Source organism: Streptomyces cinereospinus, assembly GCF_042430725.1.
Lineage (GTDB): Bacteria > Actinomycetota > Actinomycetes > Streptomycetales > Streptomycetaceae > Streptomyces > Streptomyces cinereospinus.
The window spans coordinates 40,986-61,665 of record NZ_JBHMCY010000021.1 but is presented as its reverse complement, the minus strand read 5'-3'; the positions used below and the strand labels follow the sequence as shown (position 1 = coordinate 61,665).

The following is a 20,680-nucleotide window of genomic DNA, read 5'->3' as shown; positions in this document are numbered from 1 at the left end:
CCGCACCGGCCGTCGAGACCGGCGAGGCCACCGTGCCCGCGCAGACCGGCGAGGCCGTCGTGGCGGAGGGGGAGGCGGAGCCTCAGCCGAAGACCCGCCGCACCCGCAAGAGCACCGCGACCGCCCCGGAGGCGGCGGAGGCGGCGGCCGACACGGCCGAGGGTACGGAAGCCAAGCCGAAGCGCACCCGCAAGGCGACCGCCGCCCCGCAGGACGCCGATGCCCGGCCCAAGCGCACCCGGAAGACGGCAGCGGCCGCCGAGGCCGCCGCCGACACCGCCGAAGGTACGGAAGCCAAGCCGAAGCGCACCCGCAAGGCGACCGCCGCCCCGCAGGACGCCGAGGCCCGGCCCAAGCGCACCCGGAAGACGGCAGCGGCCGCCGAGGCCGCCGCCGACACCGCCGAAGGTACGGAGGCCGAGCCGAAGCGCACCCGCAAGGCGACCGCCGCCCCGCAGGACGCCGCCGACACCGCCGAGAGCACCGCGGCCCAGCCCAAGCGGACCCGCACCCGCAAGGCCACCGCCCCCGCCCCGGAGGTGACCGCCGAGGACGCCGAGGCCCAGCCCAAGCGCACCCGCACCCGCAAGACGGCAGCCACCGCCCCCAAAGCGGTCACCGCCGAGGACACCGCGGCCCAGCCCAAGCGCACCCGCACCCGCAAGGCCACCGCCCCCGCCCCGGAGGTGACCGCCGAGATCCCGGCGCAGGCCACGCAGGAACCGGAGCCGAAGCCGAAGACCCGCCGCACCCGCAAGGCCACGGTCGCCGCGGAGGCAGCGGACAGCTGATCGAGCGTCACCCGACGGCCCGGCCCCGCGTGGGGCCGGGCCGTCGGCGTCTGCCCCAAGACGGCGGCCGACAGCGGTGAGCCCCGGACCACGCACGCACCGCACCCCGCCGGCACCACCCCGGACCACACCCCCACCGCCCCGCCGCCACACCCCGGCCTTCCCGTCCCCACCGTCCGCACCCCCGGGCACGCCCCCACCCGCTACCCTCACCCCGTGACCAAGCCCGCCGCCCGCACCCCGTCCCCCGACGCCCGCGCCTACCCCCTGCGCACCGCACGCGGTGACTTCGCGGTCGTGGACGTGCCGGTCAGCCCCGGTGTCGAGCCGCGCGGTACGGCCCTGCTGGTCCCCGGTTTCACGGGCAGCAAGGAGGACTTCCGCCTGATGCAGGGCCCGCTCGCGGCGCGCGGCTACCGGACGGTGGCCGTGGACGGGCGCGGGCAGTTCGAGTCGGACGGCCCGGCGGACGACGAGACGGCTTACGCCCAGCCGGAGTTGGCGCGGGACGTGCTCGCGCAGGCCGAGGCCCTGGGCGCCGGCCTGCATCTGCTCGGGCACTCGCTGGGCGGCCAGATCTCCCGGGCCGCGGTCCTGCTGGACCACTCCCCCTTCGTCTCGTTCACCCTCATGTCGTCCGGCCCGGCGCAGATCTCGGTCTCCCAGCAGCAGCGCGTGAAGCTGCTGCGGGACGCGCTGGCGGTGCTGACCATGGCCGAGGTGTGGGAAGTGATCCAGTCGATGGGCGCCCCGGAGGAGGTCGGCGGCCCGGCCCGGGGCATCGGCGGCCCCGACCTCATGCGCCGCCGCTGGCTCGGCAACAAGCCCGCCCAACTCATCGCGACCGGCCGCCAGTTGTCCACCGAGCCGGACCGCGTCGCCGAACTCGCCGAACTGCCGCTGCCGTTCCACGTGCTGTCCGGCGTGCGGGACGACACCTGGCCGCTGCCGCTGCTGGACGACATGGCCGTGCGCCTGCACGCGCGCCGCACGGTCATCGAGGACGCCGAGCACTCGCCGAACGCGGACCAGCCCCTGCCGACGGCTCGCGCGATCGCCGACTTCTGGGACACGGTCCCGGAGGCTTAGGTACGCGAGGCAAGACCTGGCCCCGAGGGATCAGTACTGCGTCTGCAGGTGCTCCCAGAACCCGTCCCGCAGTGCCCGTCGCAGGTCCGCCTGGCCGCGCAGCGAGTACTGCAACAGCCCCTCGGCCTCCACCAGCAGATCCTGGTCCACCGACCCGGGCAGATACGGGTGCCCGGGCAGCAGTTCCACCAGCGACTCCCGCCCCCGCGCCGCCAGCCACTTCGCCGCGATCTGCGCGCCGACGAAGCGGACGGTCTCACGGGCGGGCCGGGCGGCCGCGGCGACGGGCTCGAAGGTGGCGGCCGTGCGCCGGGCGACGTACGGCTTGAAGAAGTCGAGGTCGAGGGTGCGCTGGCTGTCGACCTCCCAGAGCAGCGGCTCGGCCTGGTTGCGGCCCTCGGGTGCCTCGATGCCCCACAGGTGCACCCGCGCCCCGTACCCCTGCGCCGCCTCGACCGCCGAGACCAGGTCCTCGTCGCCGCCGAGCAGGGCCGCGTCGGAGATGGCGCGGTGCCGGGCGAGGGACTCCAGGTCGGTGCGGATCAGTGAGTCGACGCCCTTCTGCTGGTTGTTGGCGTTGAGGTTGCCCAGGCGGACCTTGACGTCGGGCAGTTCGGCGATGCACTGCTGTTCGGTGGTGTGGATCCGGCGCCGGGCGCCGTCGTACCAGTAGACGCGCAACAACCGGCTGTCGGCGAAGATCTGGCGGGCCTTGTCGATGAGCGCCTCGATCAGGCCCTCGGCGTCCAGGTCGAAGGCGCGCCGGTCCTCGGTCCCGGCGACCAGCCGGCCCGCGGCCGCGTAGAGGTACCCCGCGTCGACGAAGATGGCGTGGGTCGAAGGCGTCTTCGCCACCTCGGCGAGCATGCGGTGCAGCAGCTCGTTCGTGCGGTCGATACGGGCGGACAGGGCCGTCAGGTCGTCGTTCATCAGCTCCATTGTCCCGTCGGTCACGCTGCGAACACAACCGGTCCCGGTTAGTCTCAAGTGAGACGCATACCGGTCGGTAATTAGCCGTTCGAAAAATTTATTTAGCGTAGGGAATGTTTGTAACAAGCAGGCCGTTCCATACGTATGGAACCGGAGGCACTGGTCTTCCGGGCCATCCCCAGTAGTTCTCCTCAGGAGGATGACCAGACGAAGGGAGAGGCCATGCGCTTCGAGATCATGCGACTCGACGACGTGGACGGCACGCCCGTGGACACGACCGTCGTGGACGCCGCCTCCGTCAACCGGATCGTGCAGCAGGCCGCCGCCATAGGGCAGCGCCTGTGGATCCGCCCGGCCGGGACCCCGGCCTCGTAACGCGGATCACCCGCCACAGCTCCAGGGCCCCGTACGGACACGCCGTACGGGGCCCTGTCGCTGCCCGTCCGCGCCCGGGCGGACGGGGCGGAGCGGACGCGTCAGCCGCCCTGGATCACCTGCGTGACGCCGTTGATGATCTGCTGCACGGCGATCGCGGACAGCATCATGCCCGCGAGCCGGGTCACCAGCACCACGCCACCGTCCTTGATGAGCCGGATGATCAGCAGCGAGTACCGCATCACCAGCCAGAGCACCACGTGGATGGCGAGGATCGCGGCCCACACCGACAGTTGCAGTCCGACGCTGTCCGCCTGCTGCACGGCGAGGATCACCGACACGATCGCGCCCGGCCCGGCCAGCAGCGGCATGCCGAGCGGCACGAGGGCGACGTTGACGTCCTTGGTCTGCTTGGGCTCGTCGGTCTTGCCGGTCAGCAGGTCGAGCGCGATGAGCAGGAGCAGCAGCCCTCCGGCGATCATCAGCGCCGGCACGGAGACATGCAGGTAGTCGAGGATCCGGTGCCCCAGCACGCCGAACACGGTGATCACGCCACCGGCGACGCAGACGGCCTGGAAGGCCATCCGCCGCCGCACCTTGACGGGCCGCCCCGAGGTCAGGGCGAGGAAGATCGGGGTGATCCCGGGGGGATCCATGATGACGAAGAGGGTGAGGAAGAGGGAGCCGAAGACGGCGAGGTCGAACATGACGGAGCTACAGGCCTTGCGTTGAGACGAAGCGGGGACGGTCAGGCGGGGAACCGGCCGAGACGCGAACGGCCGAAGCATGAACGGCCGAGACACGGACAGCCGAAGCGTGGAACGGCCGAGACATGAACAGCCGAAACCTGGAGCGGCCGATGCGTGGAACGGCGAGGCGTCGGACCGTGAAAGGGGGCGCGAGGAGCGTGTGCCTCAGGCTCCGCCGGTCCCCGGCACCGGGAACGCGCCCGTCGCCCGCCGGGTGATCTCCCCGTACACCTCGGGGTCGGTCGCGTACTCGCCGAGCGCCACCGTCTTGCGGGTGCCGTGGTAGTCGCTGGACCCGGTGACCAGCAGCCCGAGCTCCTTGGCCAGCCCGCGCAGCCGCGCCCGGGTGTCCGGGTCGTGGTCCATGTGGTCGACCTCGATGCCGTCGAGCCCGGCGGCGGCCAGCTCGGCGATCGCCGACTCCGACACCGTACGCCCCCGCTTGACGGCCCCCGGGTGCGCGAACACGGCGACTCCGCCCGCGCCCTTGATCAGCCGGATCGCCTCGAACGGATCGGTCTCGTGCTTCTCCACGTAGGCCCGCCCGCCGTCGGCCAGCCAGTCCGGCGTGAAGGCGTCGCCGACGCTCGCCACGACACCCAGTTCGACCAGCGCGGACGCGACGTGCGGCCGCCCCACGGACCCGTCGCCGGCGATCCGGGCGACCTGCTCCCAGGTGACCGGTACGCCCAGCTCGTTCAGCTTGGCGATCATGCCCCTGGCCCGCGGCACCCGGTCGTCGCGCACCAGTTCCCGCTCGGCGAGCAGCGCGGGCTCCTCCGCGTCGAAGAGGTACGCCAGCATGTGCATGCTGCTTCCGTCGAGCCGGCAGGACAGCTCCGCCCCGGTGACCAGCGTGAGCCCCTCGGGCAGTGCCGCGATCGCCTCGGCGTACCCCCGGGTCGTGTCGTGATCGGTGAGCCCGACGACGTCCAGACCGGCGGCGGCGGCGTTGCGCACCAGCTCGGCGGGCGTGTCCGTTCCGTCGGACGCGGTGGAGTGGGTGTGCAGGTCGATGCGCACGACGCGGGCTCCAAGCGCTGCCGGAACGGAAGGGACACCCAAGGATAGCCGGTGGAACCGTGCCCCTGTCACACCCACAAGGCGGCTGCACCCCCTACACACCGTGTTCGCCGCCTGCACACCGCACGCACCACCCGCCCCTACAGGCCGGACTCGCCCAGCCCCGCCTCGCGCACCGCGCCCACCCCGGCCCGCCTCACGGTTCGAGCAGGCGCGGCGACAGCGCGCCGCACGGCACCAGCTCCACCTCCGCACCCGCCTCCCGCACATCCGTCAGTACCAGCTCGTCGTACATCAGCAGCCCCGACTGCTCGGGCCACACCACGGCCCACAGCCACAGCCCCATGGCCTCACCCGCGAACACCGCCCGGTCGTGCGGCGACCCGGAGACGTGCCACAGCGGCGTGGGCCGCCCCGCGGCCAGGACCTTGACCTCCGGCGGCTTCTCGACGTTCATGTACGGGCCCGGGTCCGGCCCGGCGATGCCGGCGTAGCGCGCGCCGAGACCGACGCCGAGTTCCTCGGCGACCAGGATCAGTTCCCCCATGCCGCCGAGCGGACCGGGCCCCGAGCAGGCCACCGCGGTGGCCCGGCCGCCGCTGCGGTCGTCACCGGCGCAGGCCACGCCCGTGAACAGCCAGCCGACCGGCAGGGGCCACGGCATCCACACCGGTACCTGCGTGCGGGCCACCACGACACTGAGGGCCTCGACGCTGGGCGGGATCACAGGCTGCAGCGGATGGACGGTGCCGTGCACGTCGCACTGCCAGGCATCGGCGAAGAGTCCGGGAGCCCTGACCCGGCCACCGCACTTCGGGCAACTGGGTTCGCCCCTCATAGGGCCCCACGCTCCTACCCCTGCTGCGCCACGTCAAGGACGATCACCCGTCCGGGGGGAACTCCGGGGCGAACGCCGGAGTGAACCCCCGCCGGGACGCCACCCCGGACAGGTAGATGCACTCTACATTGATCAGCGACGCCCTTTTATCAGGTGCGTACGCCACTCATTCATGGGCGCCGCCGGCGAGCGAGTCCCGGGCATGCACGCCGGCACGGGAGTCCTCCGGCAGCCCAGGGCGGCCTGGACCACCGCCGGCGCCTCCGTAGTCGCCTTCTCGGGCAGCGGGCCGGCGCCGGCCCGATCCTGCCGTCCATGGCCCAGGGCCTGGACGCCACCGCCGCCAGGTCTCGCTGCTCTGCACCTCGTGTCCGGCACCTCCGGCCCGGTCGGCGGGCTCGTCGGGTTCCGGGACCGGCCGGGACCGGGCAACGCGCCGTTCTCGGCTGCGGCGACCACACCGCGGCCGCCGTCCGCACGGTTCTCTCCGGTGCCTTCATCGGCGTGACCAGCACCGTCCACACCGAGCCGGCGCTCGGGGCGCCGGACCCGCCTCGGCCGGTGGCGAGAACGGGCCGCGCCTTCGTGCGGTGGTTCACCGCGGCGGCCGCGCCCTGCTTCGCGCCCAAGGTCGAGGAGTGGACCGACGCGCACGTCCCGTTCGTGGCGGCGGCGGTCACGGCGGTGCCGGGCGCGGCCGTGGTCACCGTCCGGCGCGGGGCGCTGACCGCGCGGGCCGAGGAACTGGAGGTGCGGCACGCCACCGAGGACGGTGTGGGGGTCTTCGCCAACTGACCGGTGCGAGAGGAGACTTTGGTGACCTTGGTCACGCCCTCGCTCAGTCCAGCGGCACCGACGCGCGGACCGGATCGCGCAGGTCGGTGCCGTGCGTGAGCCAGCGCTCCTGGAGGGCCTGGGCGCCGTGGACGCGCTTCCAGGCGGCCTCGTTCGGGGTCATGGGCAGCAGCGGCAGGAAGCGGACCGGATCGAGGGGCGGGTCCAGTTCCAGGTCCTGCACCAGGCCGCCCGGCTCGGCGACCAGGACCGAGGTGAAGGGGGCGCCCGGCCACAGCGGTTCGCCGACGTCCAGCGAGGCGCCGGGGGCCACGACGACGCCCTCGACCTGCGGGGACGCGGCGAGGACGGCGAGCGGGCGGAGCGCCTTGTCGGTGTCGGCGCGACCGGACCGCACGGAGAGCACCAGTTCGGCGCGCGGGCCCTGGACCGGGTCGGCGAGGACCGCGGTGGGGTCCGTCATGGGCTGGGCGGACATGCCGAGGGTGGCGTAGCGGACGACGTCCCCCTCCCGGAAACGCAGCACCTCGACCCGGTCGGTACCGAGGAAGGTGACCGCGGCGCGCGCGTCCGGTTCGCCGAGCGCGGAGCGCAACCTGGCCTCGACCAGTGGGAGAACATCAGCCATGCGGTGAGCATAGGACTCGTCAGGACCGGGCAAAGCAGCGCCTTGACACATCGGTCGGCTGATACTCTTGGCCGGTGGTTCGGGGCAGCACGCAGTAGCGTCGCGATCAGGTCCCGACGCCGACGACACTCCCTTACGAGGGACCGGCCGGAGGAGGTGGGGCTGCAATGGACCGAAGTCGACCGTGCAGTACCACCCGCTCTTCCGGCCGCTGACGTTGCTCTGGCTCTGGCCTGCCGCCACCTCTCGCATGCGCGTCCGTCGTGTGTCGCCGCGGAAGAGCACTTCGTTTCGTTTTGCCTCTGCTTGATCTGTATGACCTGCATCAGCAGCTGAATCAGCAGCGAAGTTCGCCACCGCGACGGTGCGGTGCTCCCCGCTTTGTGGACGTGCCAAACATGCTTCCGTGCCCGTAGGGCGGGAAGACGCTCGTAGGACGTCCCCATTCCGGGCAGTTCCACCCGGAGTCCGCGGCCTCTCGCTGCTCGTTGCGAAGGAGCCTGCCATGTCGATGATCCGTGACCTCCGTGCCGCGGTCCGCCCCTCGCGTCCCGCCGCGCTGCGCAAGGACACCGGGGCGTACGACACCACGCGCGACCCCAAGACCACCACCGCCGTCGTCGACTGCGCCGTCTACCGCGACGGCGCCCGCGTCGAGACGCCGGGGCCGCTCACCCCGCACGAGGCGATGCGCCGGGTGCGGCGCGACGGGGGCTTCGTGTGGATCGGGCTGCACGAGCCCACCGAGGCCGAATTCGCGGGGATCGCCGGAGAGTTCGGGCTGCACCCGCTGGCGGTCGAGGACGCCGTGCAGGCGCACCAGCGGCCGAAGCTGGAGCGCTACGACGACTCCCTGTTCACCGTCTTCAAGACCATCCACTACGTCGAGCACGACGAACTCACCGCCAACAGCCAGATCGTCGAGACCGGCGAGGTGATGTGCTTCACCGGGCGGGACTTCTTCATCACCGTCCGGCACGGCGGGCAGGGCTCGCTGCGCGCGCTGCGGCACCGGTTGCAGGACGACCCCGAGCTGCTCGCCAAGGGCCCCTCGGCGGTGCTGCACGCCATCGCCGACCACGTGGTCGACGGGTACATCGCGGTCGCCGACGCGGTCCAGGACGACATCGACGAGGTGGAGACCGAGGTCTTCTCGCCGGGCCGCAAGGGCACCCCGCGGGGCACCGACGCCGGGCAGATCTACCAGCTCAAGCGTGAGGTGATGGAGTTCCGGCGGGCGGTGCAGCCGCTGATGCGGCCGCTGCAGCTGCTCAGTGAGCGGCCGATGCGGCTGATCGACCCCGACATCCAGAAGTACTTCCGGGACGTCGCCGACCACCTCGCCCGGGTGCAGGAGCAGGTCACCGGCTTCGACGAGCTGCTCAACTCCATCCTCCAGGCCAACCTCGCGCAGGCGTCCGTCGCGCAGAACGAGGACATGCGCAAGATCACCTCCTGGGCCGCCATCATCGCGGTACCCACGATGGTGTGCGGCGTGTACGGGATGAACTTCGACTACATGCCCGAGCTGCGCTGGAAGTTCGGCTACCCGGTGGTGCTCGGCATCACGGCGGTGATCTGCCTCGGCATCCACCGCACGCTCAAGCGCAACGGCTGGCTCTGAGCGGCCTCGCTACCCTGCTGCCATGACTAGCGAGCTGCTCGACCAGGCCCTCGTCGAGGAGGCCACCAAGAAGTCCGGCCTCATCTGGGTGCGGGGCGCCGGTGCGCCGGCCGCGCGGGCACTGTGGCACGTGTGGCACGAGGGTGCCGCCTGCGTGGTCGGCGACGGCCCGGGCGAGCAGCCGCTGCCGCGGCTGGCCGACGGCGGCGCGGCCGAGGTGACCGTCCGCAGCAAGGACAAGGGCGGCCGGCTGGTCGCCTGGACGGCGCGGGTGGTGGAGCTGCCGTCCGGCTCCGAGCGGTGGGCGGCGGCCGTCGCCGAGCTGAAGGGCAAGCGGCTCAACGCCCCCGACGGCGAGGCGATGCCCGAGCGGTGGGCCCGCGAGTGCCGGGTGCTGCGGCTGGAGCCGGCCGGCCCGCTCTCGCCGCTGCCGGACGGCTCGCTGGCCGAGGCACCGCTGCCGACGCCCGCGACGACACGGGAGCCGATCCCGGCGGGGCTGCCGCGGCTGCTCTTCCGCAAGCGGCGGCGGCGCGGATAGGGCTGCGGCGTCCGCGAGCGGCGTCGGCACGGACCCGGGCTACGACGTCGGCAGCTGCTGGCCGTAGTCCACCGTCTCGTCCTCGGCGGGCTGCTCCAGGGCGAAGTCCTTGCCCCAGTCCGAGAACGTCAGGGTGCCCGCGCCGCCCGCGCGGACCAGGCGCAGGGGGTACGCCCGGCCCTCCAGGGAGACGTCCAGGGTGCCGCCGGAGCCCTGGTCTCCGCTGATACGGATGGTGCGCACGCCGAACTGCTGGTGGCGGCCGTCGGTCGCCAGGGTGCCGTGCAGCGTCAGCAGGCTGTCCAGCAGGACACTCTTGTCGGTGAATCCGCTGAACCGCTTGTAGGACGGGTCGCCCTCCGGCACCTTCACGAACTTGCCGTCGAGCTTGTCGGCCGCGGCGGTGGTGTCGGAGGCGTCGGAGGTGTCGCCCTCGCCGTTGCTCCAGAACTCCGCGTCGGCCATGAGGAACAGCTCCTCACCGACGCGCAGCAGCTGGAAGGTCGCGTCCCCGGCGGTGACGGACCCGGTGCCGCCGTCCGACTTCAGGCGCATGTCCAGCCGGTAGGTGCTCCGGCCCACGACCACCGTCCCCGACAGCCGCACCGCCGGCGCGGCCTCGGCCGCCGCACGCGTCGTCGCCTGGATCTTGTCGGCGGGCAGTTTCCCGACGCCGTTCGTGCCCGCGTCCGGGTCCTCGCTGCCACACCCGGTCAGTCCCGTCCCCGTCACGACCAGTGCGCACATCGCGCTCACCAGTGCGTTCCGGCGCGTACGGCCCTGGCGCATCGCAGTCACAGATGGTGCTGCCTTTCTGACGTCGGTCCTGAGCGGCGTAACGCAGCGTACCGGGGTGCCGGGCGGGCGGCGGAGCCAGTCCGTCCGGACGCTCACCAGGGCGGATCCGATCGGGACGGGCTAGCCTGAAGGCCATCCGAGCGAGCAGTTCAGCACAAGCGGAGCAAACGCACCGCACGCCAGGCAAAGGAGGCGCGGCCATGGCCGCGGGCGCCCCCCGGATCTTCGTCTCGCACCTCTCCGGCACCGCCGTCTTCGACCCGAACGGCGACCAGGTGGGCCGCGTGCGCGATCTGGTCGCCATGCTGCGGGTCGGCGGCAAGCCGCCGCGACTGCTCGGGCTGGTGGTCGAACTCGCCACCCGCCGCCGCATCTTCCTGCCCATGACCCGGGTCACCGGCATCGAGTCCGGACAGGTCATCACCACCGGCGTGCTCAACGTCCGCCGGTTCGAACAGCGCCCCACCGAGCGGCTGGTCTTCGGCGAGCTGCTCGACAGGCGCGTCACCCTCGCCGAGACCGGCGAGCAGGTCACCGTGCTGGACCTGTCGGTGCAGCAGTTGCCGGCCCGCCGCGACTGGGAGATCGACCGTGTGTTCGTCCGCAAGGGCAGGAAGGGCGGCGCCTTCCGGCGGGCCAAGGACGAGGCGCTGACCGTCGAGTGGTCCGGCGTCACCGGTTTCTCGCTGGAGGAGCACGGGCAGGGCGCCGAGAGCCTGCTCGCCACCTTCGAGCAGCTGCGCCCCGCCGACCTCGCCAACGTCCTGCACCACCTGTCGGCGAAGCGGCGCGCCGAGGTCGCCGCCGCCCTCGACGACGACCGCCTGGCCGACGTACTCGAACAGCTTCCCGAGGACGACCAGATCGAGATCCTCGGCAAGCTGAAGGAGGAGCGGGCCGCGGACGTCCTGGAGGCGATGGACCCGGACGACGCGGCCGACCTGCTGGCCGAGCTGCCGGAGGAGGAGAAGGAGCGGCTGCTGAGCCTGATGCAGCCCGCCGACGCGGCCGACATGCGGCGCCTGATGGCCTACGAGGAGCACACCGCCGGCGGGCTGATGACCACCGAGCCGATCGTGCTGCGGCCCGACGCCACCGTCGCCGACGCCCTCGCCCGGGTCCGCAACCCCGACCTCTCCCCCGCCCTGGCCGCCCAGATCTACGTCTGCCGCCCGCCCGACGAGACGCCGACCGGCAAGTACCTGGGCACCGTCCACTTCCAGCGGCTGCTGCGCGACCCGCCGTACTCCCTGGTCAGCTCGATCCTCGACGATGATCTGCAGCCCCTCGCCCCGGACGCGGCGCTGCCCCTGGTCGCCGGGTTCTTCGCGACGTACGACATGGTCTCGGCGCCCGTCGTCGACGAGTCCGGGTCGCTGCTGGGCGCGGTGACCGTGGACGACGTGCTGGACCACATGCTGCCCGAGGACTGGCGGGAGTCCGACGAGTTCGAGCTCGACCAGGGCGAGGGGGTGACCGCCCATGGCTCCGGAGCGTGAGGTGGTGCGGCGCGAGGCGTGGCGCGAGACCGGGCGGGAGCGCGTGCCCGCCGGGGCCACCGCGGCCACACGCCCGCGCGCCCGGCTCGACCAGCCGCGTCCCCGCCGGCCCCGGCTGCTGCCCGAGTGGGACCCGGAGGCGTTCGGGAAGCTGTCGGAGCGCGTCGCCCGCTTCATCGGCACCGGGCGGTTCCTGGTCTGGATGACGGTCGTCATCGTGGCGTGGGTGCTGTGGAACCTGTCGGCGCCCGCGGGCCTGCGCTTCGACGAGTACCCGTTCATCTTCCTGACCTTCATGCTCTCGTTGCAGGCCTCCTACGCCGCCCCGCTGATCCTGCTCGCCCAGAACCGGCAGGACGACCGCGACCGGGTCAACCTCGAACAGGACCGCAGGCAGAACGAGCGGTCGATCGCGGACACCGAGTACCTGACCCGGGAGATCGCCGCGCTGCGCATCGGGCTCGGCGAGGTGGCGACCCGGGACTGGATCCGCTCCGAATTGCAGGACATGGTCAAGGAACTCCAGGACGGACACCCGGACGGTCACCGCGTATTCCCGGCAGAACGGTCAGGGGTGCGTGACGTAGACGACCGCTGACGGGCTTACCGAGGGGCACCGGCGGCGCCGTACCATCGTCCTTATGGCTACGGAAGACGCGGTGCGCGAGGCACTGGCGACGGTGAACGATCCCGAGATCAACCGGCCCATCACCGAGCTGGGGATGGTCAAGTCGGTGGAGATCGGCGCGGACGGTGCGGTCGCGGTCACCGTGTACCTGACGGTCTCGGGCTGCCCGATGCGCGAGACGATCACGCGGCGCGTGACCGAGGCGGTCTCCCGGGTCGACGGTGTCACCCGTGTCGACGTCACGCTCGACGTGATGAGCGACGAGCAGCGCAAGGAGCTGGCGAACGCCCTGCGCGGCGGCCAGGCCGAGCGCGAGGTCCCCTTCGCCAAGCCGGGCTCGCTGACCCGCGTGTACGCGGTCGCCTCCGGCAAGGGCGGCGTCGGCAAGTCGTCGGTCACGGTCAATCTGGCGTCGGCGATGGCGGCCGACGGCCTGAAGGTCGGGGTCGTCGACGCCGACATCTACGGTCACTCCGTGCCGCGCATGCTGGGCGCCGACGGCCGGCCGACCCAGGTCGAGAACATGATCATGCCGCCGTCCGCGAACGGTGTGAAGGTCATCTCCATCGGCATGTTCACGCCGGGCAACGCGCCCGTCGTGTGGCGCGGCCCGATGCTGCACCGCGCGCTCCAGCAGTTCCTGGCGGACGTGTACTGGGGCGACCTGGACGTCCTGCTGCTGGACCTGCCCCCGGGCACCGGGGACATCGCCATCTCCGTGGCCCAGCTGGTCCCCAACGCCGAGATCCTGGTCGTGACGACCCCGCAGCAGGCGGCGGCCGAGGTGGCCGAGCGCGCGGGCTCCATCGCCGTGCAGACCCACCAGAAGATCGTCGGCGTGGTCGAGAACATGTCCGGGCTGCCCTGTCCGCACTGCGGCGAGATGGTCGACGTCTTCGGCACGGGCGGCGGCCAGCTGGTCGCCGACGGCCTGACCCGCACGACCGGCACGAACGTCCCGGTCCTCGGCAGCATCCCCATCGACGTGCGCCTCCGCGAGGGCGGCGACGAGGGCAAGCCGGTGGTGCTGACCGACCCGGACTCCCCGGCGGGCGCGGCGCTGCGCTCGATCGCGGGCAAGCTGGGCGGCCGCCAGCGGGGCCTGTCGGGGCTGTCGCTGGGCATCACGCCGCGCAACAAGTTCTGAGGGGCCTCGCGCGGCCCGGCGCAGGGCCCGCCCGCGCGGCTGCCGGCCCGATTCAGGAGCCGGCCCGCGCGGCTGCGGGCCCGGCTCAGGGGACCGGCCCGCGCGGCTGCGGGCCCGGGGCCGCGGCCTCGCGAGGGCGCGGCCCGCTCGGCTCGGCGAAGGGGAGGGCGCCCCGTCCCGGCGGCGCCCCGGCCTCACGCGTAGTCGGTGATGTCCTTGATCATCGCGAAGCCGAGCCCGTACGCGCTCATGCCCCGGCCGTACGCCCCCACGTGGACCCCTTCCTGCGTCGAGCCCGCCAGCACCCAGCCGAACTCGGACTCGCGGTAGTGGAAGGACGTCGGCACCCCGTCGACGGGCAGCGACAGCGTCGACCACTCCTCCCCGGCGAGGTCGTCCGCCAGCGCCCACGCGGTCTCCGTCTGCTGCTCCAGCCAGTGGTCCCGCAGACTGTGGTCCATCTGCCCGGGCCAGGTGAAGGACAGCAGCCCCACGCCCGCGAGCCAGGCCGCGGAGGAGACCGACGTCGCTTCCAGCAGCCCCGTGCCGTCGGCGCTGCGCCGTACCGGGTGCGCGGCGACCGTCACCACGACCGCGAACCGCTCCCGTTCCTCGGCGACCCCCTCGGCGCGCACCGTCGGCTCGTCACCGTGCCCGATCGAACCGTGCTCCACCGCTCCGTCGGCCGTCACACCCACCTGCATCAGCCAGCGCGGGCCCGTGAACGCCTCGTCAAGGCCGTACCACGGGAAAGGCGCACGCAGGTAGCCGTCGACCGTACGCCGGGCGGAGGGGACCTGCTGCCCGCCCTCCGCGGCCGGCGCCTGCGCGACTGCCCGACTCGTCGTCTCCATGCCCGGACGCCTCCTCGCTCTCGTCGGACCGGACGGCCCGCCCCCCTTCGGGCGCAACTCGTCCGGTCCGCACAACAACTCGGCAGCATATCCACACCACTGCGGGCAGCCGGGAACGCGCCCGGCGCGTGGGTCGCCCGGGCGTCGTGTTCCAGCCGTGGGGGCGTCGGGGACGGCGGTGCCGGACGCCGGGAACCGGCGAGGTGACAGGCGGGACGGCAGGCGCGGGGGAGGCGGGGTGACGGGCGGGAGGCGCGGGTGGCCCGCCGGTGTCAGGTGGCGTCCGCGTCGAAGGGCGGGCGGTCGTCGGGCTTCTTCGTCATGTCGACACGGGCACCCGGGGTTCCGGAGGCGGCGGACGGCTCGGCGTCGCGGCCGTGGACCGCGTCCGTGACCTCGGCCATCTCCTTCTTCAGGTCGAAGCCGTTACGGATCTCCGTCAGCCCCAGGTCGTCGTTGTCCAGCTGCTTGCGGATGAACGTCTTGGGGTTGAGGTCCTCGAACTCGAAGTCCTTGAACTCCGGGCCCAGCTCCTGCCGGATGTCCTGCTTGGCGCTCTCCGAGAACTCACGGATCTTCCGGACCGTGCGCATCACGTCCTGGATGACCTTCGGGAGCTTGTCCGGACCGAACACGAGCACGGCGAGGACGACGAGCGTCACCAGCTCCAGCGGTCCTATGTCATTGAACACCTGAAAGCTCCTTGCGATGTCCCGGGCCGGATCCACGGTACCGGTCGATCCTGTCCGACCGGTACCGTCCCGTGCCCCGCACGGGCGGGTAAGTGAGCGTTTTCCCGGTTGTTCGCCGTGTGGGCGGCGGTTCGCGGTCCCGTCTGCGAGGTTTGTGTGCGTTCGCCCGGTCGTCGACCGTTCACTCAATCGCCGTCCGAGGAGCCGAGCACCAGCGAGATCGTCCGCACCTCGCCGTCCCGCCGCAGGGTCAGCTCCAGCCGGTCGCCGGGGCGGTGGGCGCGGGTCTTGACGATCAGCTCCTCACCGGAGTGGACGCGCTGGCCGTCGACCTCGGTGATGACGTCGCCGGGCTCGATCCCGGCCCGGTCGCCCGGCCCGCCCGGGGTGACCGGGGCGCCGCCGTCGCCGCCCTCGGTGCCGACCCGGGCGCCGTCGCCGGTGTAGTCCATGTCGAGGGTGATGCCGATGACCGGGTGGGTCGCCCTGCCGGTGTTGATCAGTTCCTCGGCGACGCGCTTGCCCTGGTTGATCGGGATGGCGAAGCCGAGGCCGATGGAGCCGGCCTGGCCGCCGTCCGGCTCGGCGCCGTCGCCGCCGGCGGAGCGGATGGCGGAGTTGATGCCGATCACGCGGGCCCGGGCGTCCAGCAGGGGGCCGCCGGAGTTGCCCGGGTTGATGGGGGCGTCGGTCTGCAGGGCGTCGACGTAGGAGACGTCGTCGGCACCGCCGCTCTCGCCGCCCGCGGTGATGGGGCGCTCCTTGGCGCTGATGATGCCGGAGGTGACCGTTCCGGCCAGGTCGAAGGGGGCGCCGATGGCGACGACCGGGTCGCCGACCTGGACGTTGTCGGAGTTGCCGAGGGGCAGCGGCTTGAGCCCGCGGACGCCGCGGACGCGGACGACGGCGAGGTCGTAGCCGCTGTCCCGGCCGACGACCTCGGCCTGTGCGGTCTGCCCGCTGTGGAAGGTGACCGTTATCTCGCCGTCGTCGCCGGCGGGCTCCACGACGTGGTCGTTGGTGAGGATGTGGCCCCGGGCGTCGAGGACGAAGCCGGTGCCGGTGCCCGCCTCGCCGGAGCCGCTGACGTGCAGGGTGACCACGCTGGGCAGGGCCCGCGCCGCGATCCCGGCGACGCTGCCGGCGTCCCGCCCGGCCGCTTCCCGCCCGGCCTGCTCCAGCTCCACCTGCCCGGCTCCGCCGTTGCGCTCCAGGTAGGCGCCGACGAGACCGCCGACGCCGCCGGACACCAGGGCGACGAGCACGGTACCGACGACGAGGATCTTCAGCCCGCGCCGGTGCCGCTGCTGCTCGCTGGGCACCGCGGCGCCGGTCTGCTGAAGCGGAGCGGCGGGCACGGCCCCGGCACCGGGAGCGGCACCCGCGGCGGCCCAGGGGTCGTAGCGGCGCCAGGGGTCGTCCGTGGGCGGCGCGTCCGCGGTGAGGAGGGGCGACCCGGGGGCGTCGGCGGCGGAGGGGGTGGTCGTGGGTGCGGAGGTGGCTGGGGTGGGGGCTGGAACGGTCGGCGCGGGTGCCCCGGGGACGGGAGCGGCGGTCGTGGGCGCGGGGGCGGCCGGAGCCGGTCCGGGAACGACCGGAGCAGCCGGGGCGGGGACTGCGGAGGCCGGGACGGCCGGCGTAGAGGCGGAGACGACCGGAGGCGGTCCGGGAACGGCCGGAGCGGGTGCTCCCGGGGCCGGAACGGCCGTCGTGGGTGCGGAGGCGGCCGGAGCCGCGGCCGGCGTCGACGGCGCGGAAGCGGGAGGGGTCGGGACGGGCGCCGCGAAGGCCGTCGTGGATGCCGGAGGGACGGGGGCGGGCGCCGGGGCGCCGGCCGTCAGGGGCGCCGGCGCGGTGGCCGGAGCATGGGCCGACGACGTCGGGGCCGGAACGACGGGAGACGCCGGGGCGCCCGCGGCGGGTGCCGGCGCGGCCGGCGCGGGCACCCCGTACGGCGGTGCCGCAGCAGGCCCTGCCGTCGCCGTACCGTGCGCCGGCGCGGCCACCGCCGGGTGCTGGACGGGCGGAGCGGGCGCCCAGGGGCCGGGCTGGCCGTAGGGCGGGGTGCTGTACGGGTCGGGGTCGTGGAGGGGCTTGGCCTCCGCGACGGCGGGCGGGGCGGCCGGTACCGCGTCCGCCTGCCCGCCGGACGCGGTCATGTCACCCCGCGGCACACCCCCGGCGGGCGGCACGTCGTCAGGGGGCAGCGCCTCGCCCCGCGACACCTCCTCCGGCCCCTCACCGCTCCCCGGCGCTCCAGCGGCCGGCGGCGCCTCCTCCGGGCGCCTCAGCTCGAAGTCGCCCTCCCCCTTGCCCGGCGTCGGCACGGTGCCCTCGTTCATGCTCTCCCCACCAGCTGGCCGCGGCCCGGCACGTCGTCGGTGTCGCCGCAGTGCGTCGATTCCGCGCCGGACGCCGGGGCGTGGGCGCGGCTCTCCGTGGATTCAACCAGGTTCGCGCGCCCCGGCGCAGGGGCCGGTCAGCGAGGTGTGCCGGAGGAGGACGCGGAGGGCGCGGGGGTCCCGTCGGCGACGGGCGCCGCGAGCAGGCCGGGCGTCATCACCTCCGGTGCCGTCGACCAGCTGGTGAGCGCGATCGGCGGAGCCGCCGCCAGCGGACGTATCAGCGGGGACGCCGCGGTCGCGTCGGCCATCACGGGAGCCGTCAGCGCGTGCACCGGCTGGGCCGTCACCCCGGGCAGCAGCGGCGCGGACGCCTCGGTCGCGGCCACCGGGCTCTCCCCCGGCGTGCGCCCTGCCTGGCTCTGCGCGAGCGGGGACCCGGTGCCGCGGCGGCGCTGGTTCTCGGGCACCGTCGCGGCCCCCGACCCCGCCCGGGCCGGCGTCACGTTGCTCCCCGCGCCGCCCCTGGTGTCGGTGTCGCCCGGGGCGCCCGTGGTGACGCCGCCCAGGGCGATCGCGGCCAGGGACACCGCCCCGGCGGCCACGAAGGCGAACCGGCGCCCGCGCGAGGCCGCCGCCCGCTCGGCCTCGCTGCGGCCGACGTCGTGGATGCGGAAGCCGCGCTGCGCGGCGGCGGGCAGTACGGCCGGGTGCGCGCCGGTGGGCACGTACGCGAAGTCGAAGCGCTCGCCGCGCCGCTCGCCGAAGGCGCCGCTGCCGCCGGGCCGTCCCGCGGGCAGTCCGCCGAAGCCTCCCCGGAGCGGCGCGCCCCCGTCGAGGTCGCCTCCCGCGGGCAGCCCCTGCAGGCGGGCCAGGAAGCTCTCGGAGGGCGGCGGCGGGGCGGCCTCCGCGAACACGTTCTTCAGCCGCCGCTGCGCGTCGACCTCCGCCTTGCACTTCGGGCAGGTCGCCACGTGTGCCAGCACGCGCTCACGCGTGTCATGACCGAGCTCGCCGTCCACCAGGGCGGCGACGCGGTCTCCCAGATGCTGCTCCGCGAGGTGCTCCTCGGCAGCCGTCGGCCGTGTGCCACTCACGCGGACGCGCCCCCTCCCCCCAGAGCGGGGACACGGGGCATGAAGGAGCGGCGCTCGGCGCGCGCCTCCGGCGACCGGTGCGCGAGGGCCTTGCGCAGCTGGGAGCGGCCGCGGTGGATCCGGGAGCGGACCGTGCCGAGCTTGACGCCGAGGGTCGCGGCGATCTCCTCGTACGACAGTCCTTCGATGTCGCACAGGACGACCGCGGCGCGGAACTCGGGCGCGAGGGTGTCGAGGGCCTGCTGGACATCCGCGTCGAAGTGCGCGTCGTTGAACACCTGCTGCGGGGACGGCTCGCGGCTGGGCAGCCGCTCGGCCGCGTCCTCGCCGAGGGCGTCGAAGCGGATGCGCTGCTTGCGGCGGACCATGTCCAGGAAGAGGTTCGTGGTGATGCGGTGCAGCCAGCCCTCGAACGTGCCCGGCGAGTACGTCGCCAGGGAGCGGAAGACACGGACGAAGACCTCCTGGGTGAGGTCCTCGGCGTCGTGCTGGTTGCCGGTGAGGCGGTAGGCCAGCCGGTAGACACGGCCGCTGTGGGTGCTGACGATCTCCTCCCAGGTGGGCGGAGTCCACGCCTGCCCGTCCGCGTCGGTGGAGAAGGTCGCGGTCCGGTCGTGGCCAGCGGCGTGGCTGTGGTCAGCAGCGGTGTCGTTCACGGATTTCGGCCTGCCCGCCGACCCGAGGAAGCGCCGCAGCACTCCTGTGCGGTCCACAGGCGCAGCCGCACCTCCCCTGTCAGCTCTGGTGGTGTCCAGTGGAGCCCCTACCATAGCCACCTCGCCCGTTAGCTCCCCATAAGCGGTTTTACGAAAATTTGATCTGCGCTGACACGGCTCGTACGGCTGCGTCAGCACGTGCTCGTCGTCCCGCTCGTCGTCGTGACTCAACCGTGTCCCCCGCCGTCGTCTCCCGTCCCTCTAAACGCCCGGTCCCATCTGCGGGTTCCCGGCGCCAACGGATACAGTCACGCCCAGGCAACCACGGGGACAGGAGAGGGTCATTACCGGCAACCGGCTGACGAGCTGGGCGTTCGCCGACGCCTTTGTCGCCGAGGACGACGCGCTGCACTGGGCCCGCGACCGGGCCCGGGAGGCAGGGCTGCGCTCGGTGTCGCCCGGCACGGGCGCGGCGCTGCGGTTGCTGGCGGCGTCCGTGGACGCCAAGGCGGTGGCCGAGATCGGGACCGGCACCGGGGTCTCCGGGATACACCTGCTGCACGGGATGCGCGCGGACGGCGTGCTGACCACCGTCGACCCCGAGCCGGAGCACCAGCAGTTCGCCCGGCAGGCCTTCCGGGCGGCCGGGTTCGCCAGCAACCGGGCCCGGTTCATCCCCGGCCGCGCCCTGGAGGTGCTGCCCCGGCTCGCGGACGCCGGCTACGACCTCGTCTACTGCGACGGCGACCGGCTGGAGGTGCTGGACTACCTCGCTGAATCGTTGCGCCTGCTGCGTCCGGGCGGGCTGGTGGCGTTCGAGGGCGTCTTCGCCAACGGGCGCACGGTGGACTCGGGGCCGCAGCCCACGGAGGTGCTGCGGCTGCGCGAGCTGCTGCGCGCGGTGCGCGAGAGCCAGGAGCTGGTGCCGTCGCTGCTGCCGGTGGGCGACGGGCTGCTGTGCGCGGTCAAACGGTGAGCCCGGCCGGTGCCGGGGCGGCAGACGGACGCCCCGGCACCGGATACGGTGCCGGGGCGGCCGAAAGGCGGGGTATGGTCGCCTGCGGGTCAGCCCACGACCTTCTTGAGGGCGTCGCCGAGCGCGTCGGCCTCGTCCGGGGTCAGCTCGACGACGAGCCGACCGCCGCCTTCGAGCGGAACGCGCATGACGATGCCCCGCCCCTCCTTGGTCACCTCGAGCGGGCCGTCACCCGTCCGCGGCTTCATGGCCGCCATGCTCGTTCCCCTTCCTGAAAACCAGCTCATCGTCAAGGCCGACGGCCCGCTGAAGGGCACGCGCGGTCCGTGAAGCCAGACACGCGACACCGGCATCGAACACATTGCTTCCAGGCCATTATCCCGCATCTCACGACCCGATGACCAACATCGGTCGGCATCGCTTGGGCAACGCGCGCGAGCAAAACCACTCAATTCGGCGATGTGACTGCGATACTGCGCGACCGCACTCACTTCCGCCGACCGGAAATCGGGCCGAATCGTTCGACGCAGCTCACACGGGTGCCCGGGGCCGTCGTCCGTGATCTCCGTCATGCTGTCCTGGACGGGGCGTACCGGCCGGTACGCCCG

20 protein-coding genes and 2 pseudogenes are annotated in these 20,680 nt (G+C 73.3%); 10 read left to right on the top strand and 12 right to left on the bottom strand.

Going from position 1 to position 20,680, the window contains the following annotated elements; genetic code table 11:
- Positions 1-791 (top strand): annotated as a pseudogene (locus tag ACFF45_RS13705) (DEAD/DEAH box helicase); the annotation flags it as partial.
- Positions 792-1,007: 216 nt separating this feature from the next.
- Positions 1,008-1,880: an alpha/beta fold hydrolase gene (locus tag ACFF45_RS13700; RefSeq protein ID WP_381346070.1), complete on the top strand. Its 873-nt coding sequence runs from the start codon at positions 1,008-1,010 to the stop codon at positions 1,878-1,880.
- A gap of 30 nt (positions 1,881-1,910) precedes the next feature.
- On the opposite strand, the gene ACFF45_RS13695 is transcribed toward ACFF45_RS13700, so the two are convergent.
- Positions 1,911-2,810: an NYN domain-containing protein gene (locus ACFF45_RS13695; RefSeq protein ID WP_381346116.1), complete on the bottom strand. Its 900-nt coding sequence runs from the start codon at positions 2,808-2,810 to the stop codon at positions 1,911-1,913.
- Between the two features lie 222 nt (positions 2,811-3,032).
- On the opposite strand from ACFF45_RS13695, the gene ACFF45_RS13690 reads away from it, so the two are divergent.
- Positions 3,033-3,185: a DUF8834 family protein gene (locus ACFF45_RS13690; RefSeq protein ID WP_356315535.1), complete on the top strand. Its 153-nt coding sequence runs from the start codon at positions 3,033-3,035 to the stop codon at positions 3,183-3,185.
- A gap of 101 nt (positions 3,186-3,286) precedes the next feature.
- Here the strand turns inward: ACFF45_RS13690 and ACFF45_RS13685 are convergent, their stop codons facing one another.
- From ACFF45_RS13685 to ACFF45_RS13675, 3 genes are all read right to left on the bottom strand, one after another.
- A complete protein-coding gene (locus ACFF45_RS13685) occupies positions 3,287-3,892 on the bottom strand; it encodes a MarC family protein (protein WP_381346068.1) in 606 nt (201 codons plus the stop codon).
- A gap of 207 nt (positions 3,893-4,099) precedes the next feature.
- On the bottom strand, positions 4,100-4,957 hold the full coding sequence (locus tag ACFF45_RS13680; RefSeq protein WP_381346066.1) for a PHP domain-containing protein: 858 nt from the start codon (positions 4,955-4,957) through the stop codon (positions 4,100-4,102).
- A 196-nt stretch (positions 4,958-5,153) separates the two neighbouring features.
- Positions 5,154-5,795 (bottom strand): DUF6758 family protein, encoded by a 642-nt coding sequence (locus tag ACFF45_RS13675; protein ID WP_381346064.1) that lies wholly within the window; start codon positions 5,793-5,795, stop codon positions 5,154-5,156.
- Positions 5,796-6,233: 438 nt separating this feature from the next.
- Between ACFF45_RS13675 and ACFF45_RS13670 the strand changes: the two are divergent.
- Positions 6,234-6,590, top strand: a pseudogene (locus tag ACFF45_RS13670) (MFS transporter); the annotation flags it as partial.
- A gap of 43 nt (positions 6,591-6,633) precedes the next feature.
- On the opposite strand, the gene ACFF45_RS13665 reads toward ACFF45_RS13670, so the two are convergent.
- Entirely contained in the window at positions 6,634-7,218 is a 585-nt protein-coding gene (locus ACFF45_RS13665) for a suppressor of fused domain protein (RefSeq protein WP_381346062.1), read from the bottom strand.
- A 505-nt stretch (positions 7,219-7,723) separates the two neighbouring features.
- On the opposite strand from ACFF45_RS13665, the gene ACFF45_RS13660 reads away from it, so the two are divergent.
- Together ACFF45_RS13660 and ACFF45_RS13655 are read left to right on the top strand one after the other, a co-directional pair.
- The gene (locus ACFF45_RS13660) at positions 7,724-8,842 is read left to right on the top strand and encodes a magnesium and cobalt transport protein CorA (protein WP_381346060.1); all 1,119 of its coding nucleotides are present in this window, start codon (positions 7,724-7,726) and stop codon (positions 8,840-8,842) included.
- 22 nt (positions 8,843-8,864) lie between these two features.
- Positions 8,865-9,383: a hypothetical protein gene (locus ACFF45_RS13655; protein WP_381346058.1), complete on the top strand. Its 519-nt coding sequence runs from the start codon at positions 8,865-8,867 to the stop codon at positions 9,381-9,383.
- 39 nt (positions 9,384-9,422) lie between these two features.
- Here the strand turns inward: ACFF45_RS13655 and ACFF45_RS13650 are convergent, their stop codons facing one another.
- Entirely contained in the window at positions 9,423-10,130 is a 708-nt protein-coding gene (locus tag ACFF45_RS13650; RefSeq protein ID WP_381346056.1) for a hypothetical protein, read from the bottom strand.
- A gap of 251 nt (positions 10,131-10,381) precedes the next feature.
- Between ACFF45_RS13650 and ACFF45_RS13645 the strand changes: the two genes are divergently transcribed.
- Genes ACFF45_RS13645 through ACFF45_RS13635 form a run of 3 tightly spaced genes read left to right on the top strand, consistent with a single transcriptional unit; the run spans position 10,382 to position 13,455 of the window.
- On the top strand, positions 10,382-11,680 hold the full coding sequence (locus ACFF45_RS13645; RefSeq protein WP_381346055.1) for a magnesium transporter MgtE N-terminal domain-containing protein: 1,299 nt from the start codon (positions 10,382-10,384) through the stop codon (positions 11,678-11,680).
- Positions 11,664-12,278: a DUF1003 domain-containing protein gene (locus ACFF45_RS13640; RefSeq protein ID WP_381346053.1), complete on the top strand. Its 615-nt coding sequence runs from the start codon at positions 11,664-11,666 to the stop codon at positions 12,276-12,278. The genes ACFF45_RS13645 and ACFF45_RS13640 overlap by 17 nt, the downstream gene beginning before the upstream one ends.
- Before the next feature lie 43 nt (positions 12,279-12,321).
- On the top strand, positions 12,322-13,455 hold the full coding sequence (locus tag ACFF45_RS13635; protein WP_381346051.1) for an Mrp/NBP35 family ATP-binding protein: 1,134 nt from the start codon (positions 12,322-12,324) through the stop codon (positions 13,453-13,455).
- Positions 13,456-13,649: 194 nt separating this feature from the next.
- Here ACFF45_RS13635 and ACFF45_RS13630 read toward each other — a convergent pair whose 3' ends face one another.
- The 5 genes from ACFF45_RS13630 to sigE form a co-directional block, all read right to left on the bottom strand.
- The gene (locus ACFF45_RS13630; RefSeq protein WP_381346049.1) at positions 13,650-14,309 is read right to left on the bottom strand and encodes a hypothetical protein; all 660 of its coding nucleotides are present in this window, start codon (positions 14,307-14,309) and stop codon (positions 13,650-13,652) included.
- Positions 14,310-14,581: 272 nt separating this feature from the next.
- On the bottom strand, positions 14,582-15,001 hold the full coding sequence (locus ACFF45_RS13625; RefSeq protein WP_381346048.1) for a sec-independent translocase: 420 nt from the start codon (positions 14,999-15,001) through the stop codon (positions 14,582-14,584).
- A 185-nt stretch (positions 15,002-15,186) separates the two neighbouring features.
- On the bottom strand, positions 15,187-17,343 hold the full coding sequence (locus ACFF45_RS13620; RefSeq protein ID WP_381346046.1) for a S1C family serine protease: 2,157 nt from the start codon (positions 17,341-17,343) through the stop codon (positions 15,187-15,189).
- A 137-nt stretch (positions 17,344-17,480) separates the two neighbouring features.
- A complete protein-coding gene (locus tag ACFF45_RS13615; RefSeq protein ID WP_381346044.1) occupies positions 17,481-18,440 on the bottom strand; it encodes a zf-HC2 domain-containing protein in 960 nt (319 codons plus the stop codon).
- Positions 18,437-19,138 carry an RNA polymerase sigma factor SigE gene (gene sigE / locus ACFF45_RS13610; RefSeq protein WP_381346114.1) on the bottom strand — a complete coding sequence of 234 codons (702 nt, stop codon included), beginning with the start codon at positions 19,136-19,138 and terminating at the stop codon, positions 18,437-18,439. The genes ACFF45_RS13615 and sigE overlap by 4 nt, the downstream gene beginning before the upstream one ends.
- Positions 19,139-19,373: 235 nt before the next feature.
- Here sigE and ACFF45_RS13605 point away from each other — a divergent pair, with 235 nt between their 5' ends.
- A complete protein-coding gene (locus tag ACFF45_RS13605; protein WP_381346113.1) occupies positions 19,374-20,072 on the top strand; it encodes an O-methyltransferase in 699 nt (232 codons plus the stop codon).
- Between the two features lie 89 nt (positions 20,073-20,161).
- Here the strand turns inward: ACFF45_RS13605 and ACFF45_RS13600 are convergent, their stop codons facing one another.
- Entirely contained in the window at positions 20,162-20,329 is a 168-nt protein-coding gene (locus tag ACFF45_RS13600) for a DUF3117 domain-containing protein (protein WP_003966491.1), read from the bottom strand.
- Between the last annotated feature and the right edge of the window lie 351 nt (positions 20,330-20,680).

Bases quoted from the DNA above. Each gene is read 5' to 3' on its own strand.
- ACFF45_RS13640 (WP_381346053.1), top strand. From the start codon at position 11,664: ATGGCTCCGGAGCGTGAGGTGGTGCGGCGCGAGGCGTGGCGCGAGACC.
- ACFF45_RS13690 (WP_356315535.1), top strand. From the start codon at position 3,033: ATGCGCTTCGAGATCATGCGACTCGACGACGTGGACGGCACGCCCGTG.
- ACFF45_RS13665 (WP_381346062.1), bottom strand. From the start codon at position 7,218: ATGGCTGATGTTCTCCCACTGGTCGAGGCCAGGTTGCGCTCCGCGCTC.
- ACFF45_RS13635 (WP_381346051.1), top strand. From the start codon at position 12,322: ATGGCTACGGAAGACGCGGTGCGCGAGGCACTGGCGACGGTGAACGAT.
- ACFF45_RS13655 (WP_381346058.1), top strand. From the start codon at position 8,865: ATGACTAGCGAGCTGCTCGACCAGGCCCTCGTCGAGGAGGCCACCAAG.
- ACFF45_RS13695 (WP_381346116.1), bottom strand. From the start codon at position 2,810: ATGAACGACGACCTGACGGCCCTGTCCGCCCGTATCGACCGCACGAAC.
- ACFF45_RS13600 (WP_003966491.1), bottom strand. From the start codon at position 20,329: ATGGCGGCCATGAAGCCGCGGACGGGTGACGGCCCGCTCGAGGTGACC.
- ACFF45_RS13645 (WP_381346055.1), top strand. From the start codon at position 10,382: ATGGCCGCGGGCGCCCCCCGGATCTTCGTCTCGCACCTCTCCGGCACC.
- ACFF45_RS13620 (WP_381346046.1), bottom strand. From the start codon at position 17,343: ATGAACGAGGGCACCGTGCCGACGCCGGGCAAGGGGGAGGGCGACTTC.
- ACFF45_RS13675 (WP_381346064.1), bottom strand. From the start codon at position 5,795: ATGAGGGGCGAACCCAGTTGCCCGAAGTGCGGTGGCCGGGTCAGGGCT.
- ACFF45_RS13660 (WP_381346060.1), top strand. From the start codon at position 7,724: ATGTCGATGATCCGTGACCTCCGTGCCGCGGTCCGCCCCTCGCGTCCC.
- ACFF45_RS13630 (WP_381346049.1), bottom strand. From the start codon at position 14,309: ATGGAGACGACGAGTCGGGCAGTCGCGCAGGCGCCGGCCGCGGAGGGC.
- ACFF45_RS13685 (WP_381346068.1), bottom strand. From the start codon at position 3,892: ATGTTCGACCTCGCCGTCTTCGGCTCCCTCTTCCTCACCCTCTTCGTC.
- ACFF45_RS13650 (WP_381346056.1), bottom strand. From the start codon at position 10,130: ATGTGCGCACTGGTCGTGACGGGGACGGGACTGACCGGGTGTGGCAGC.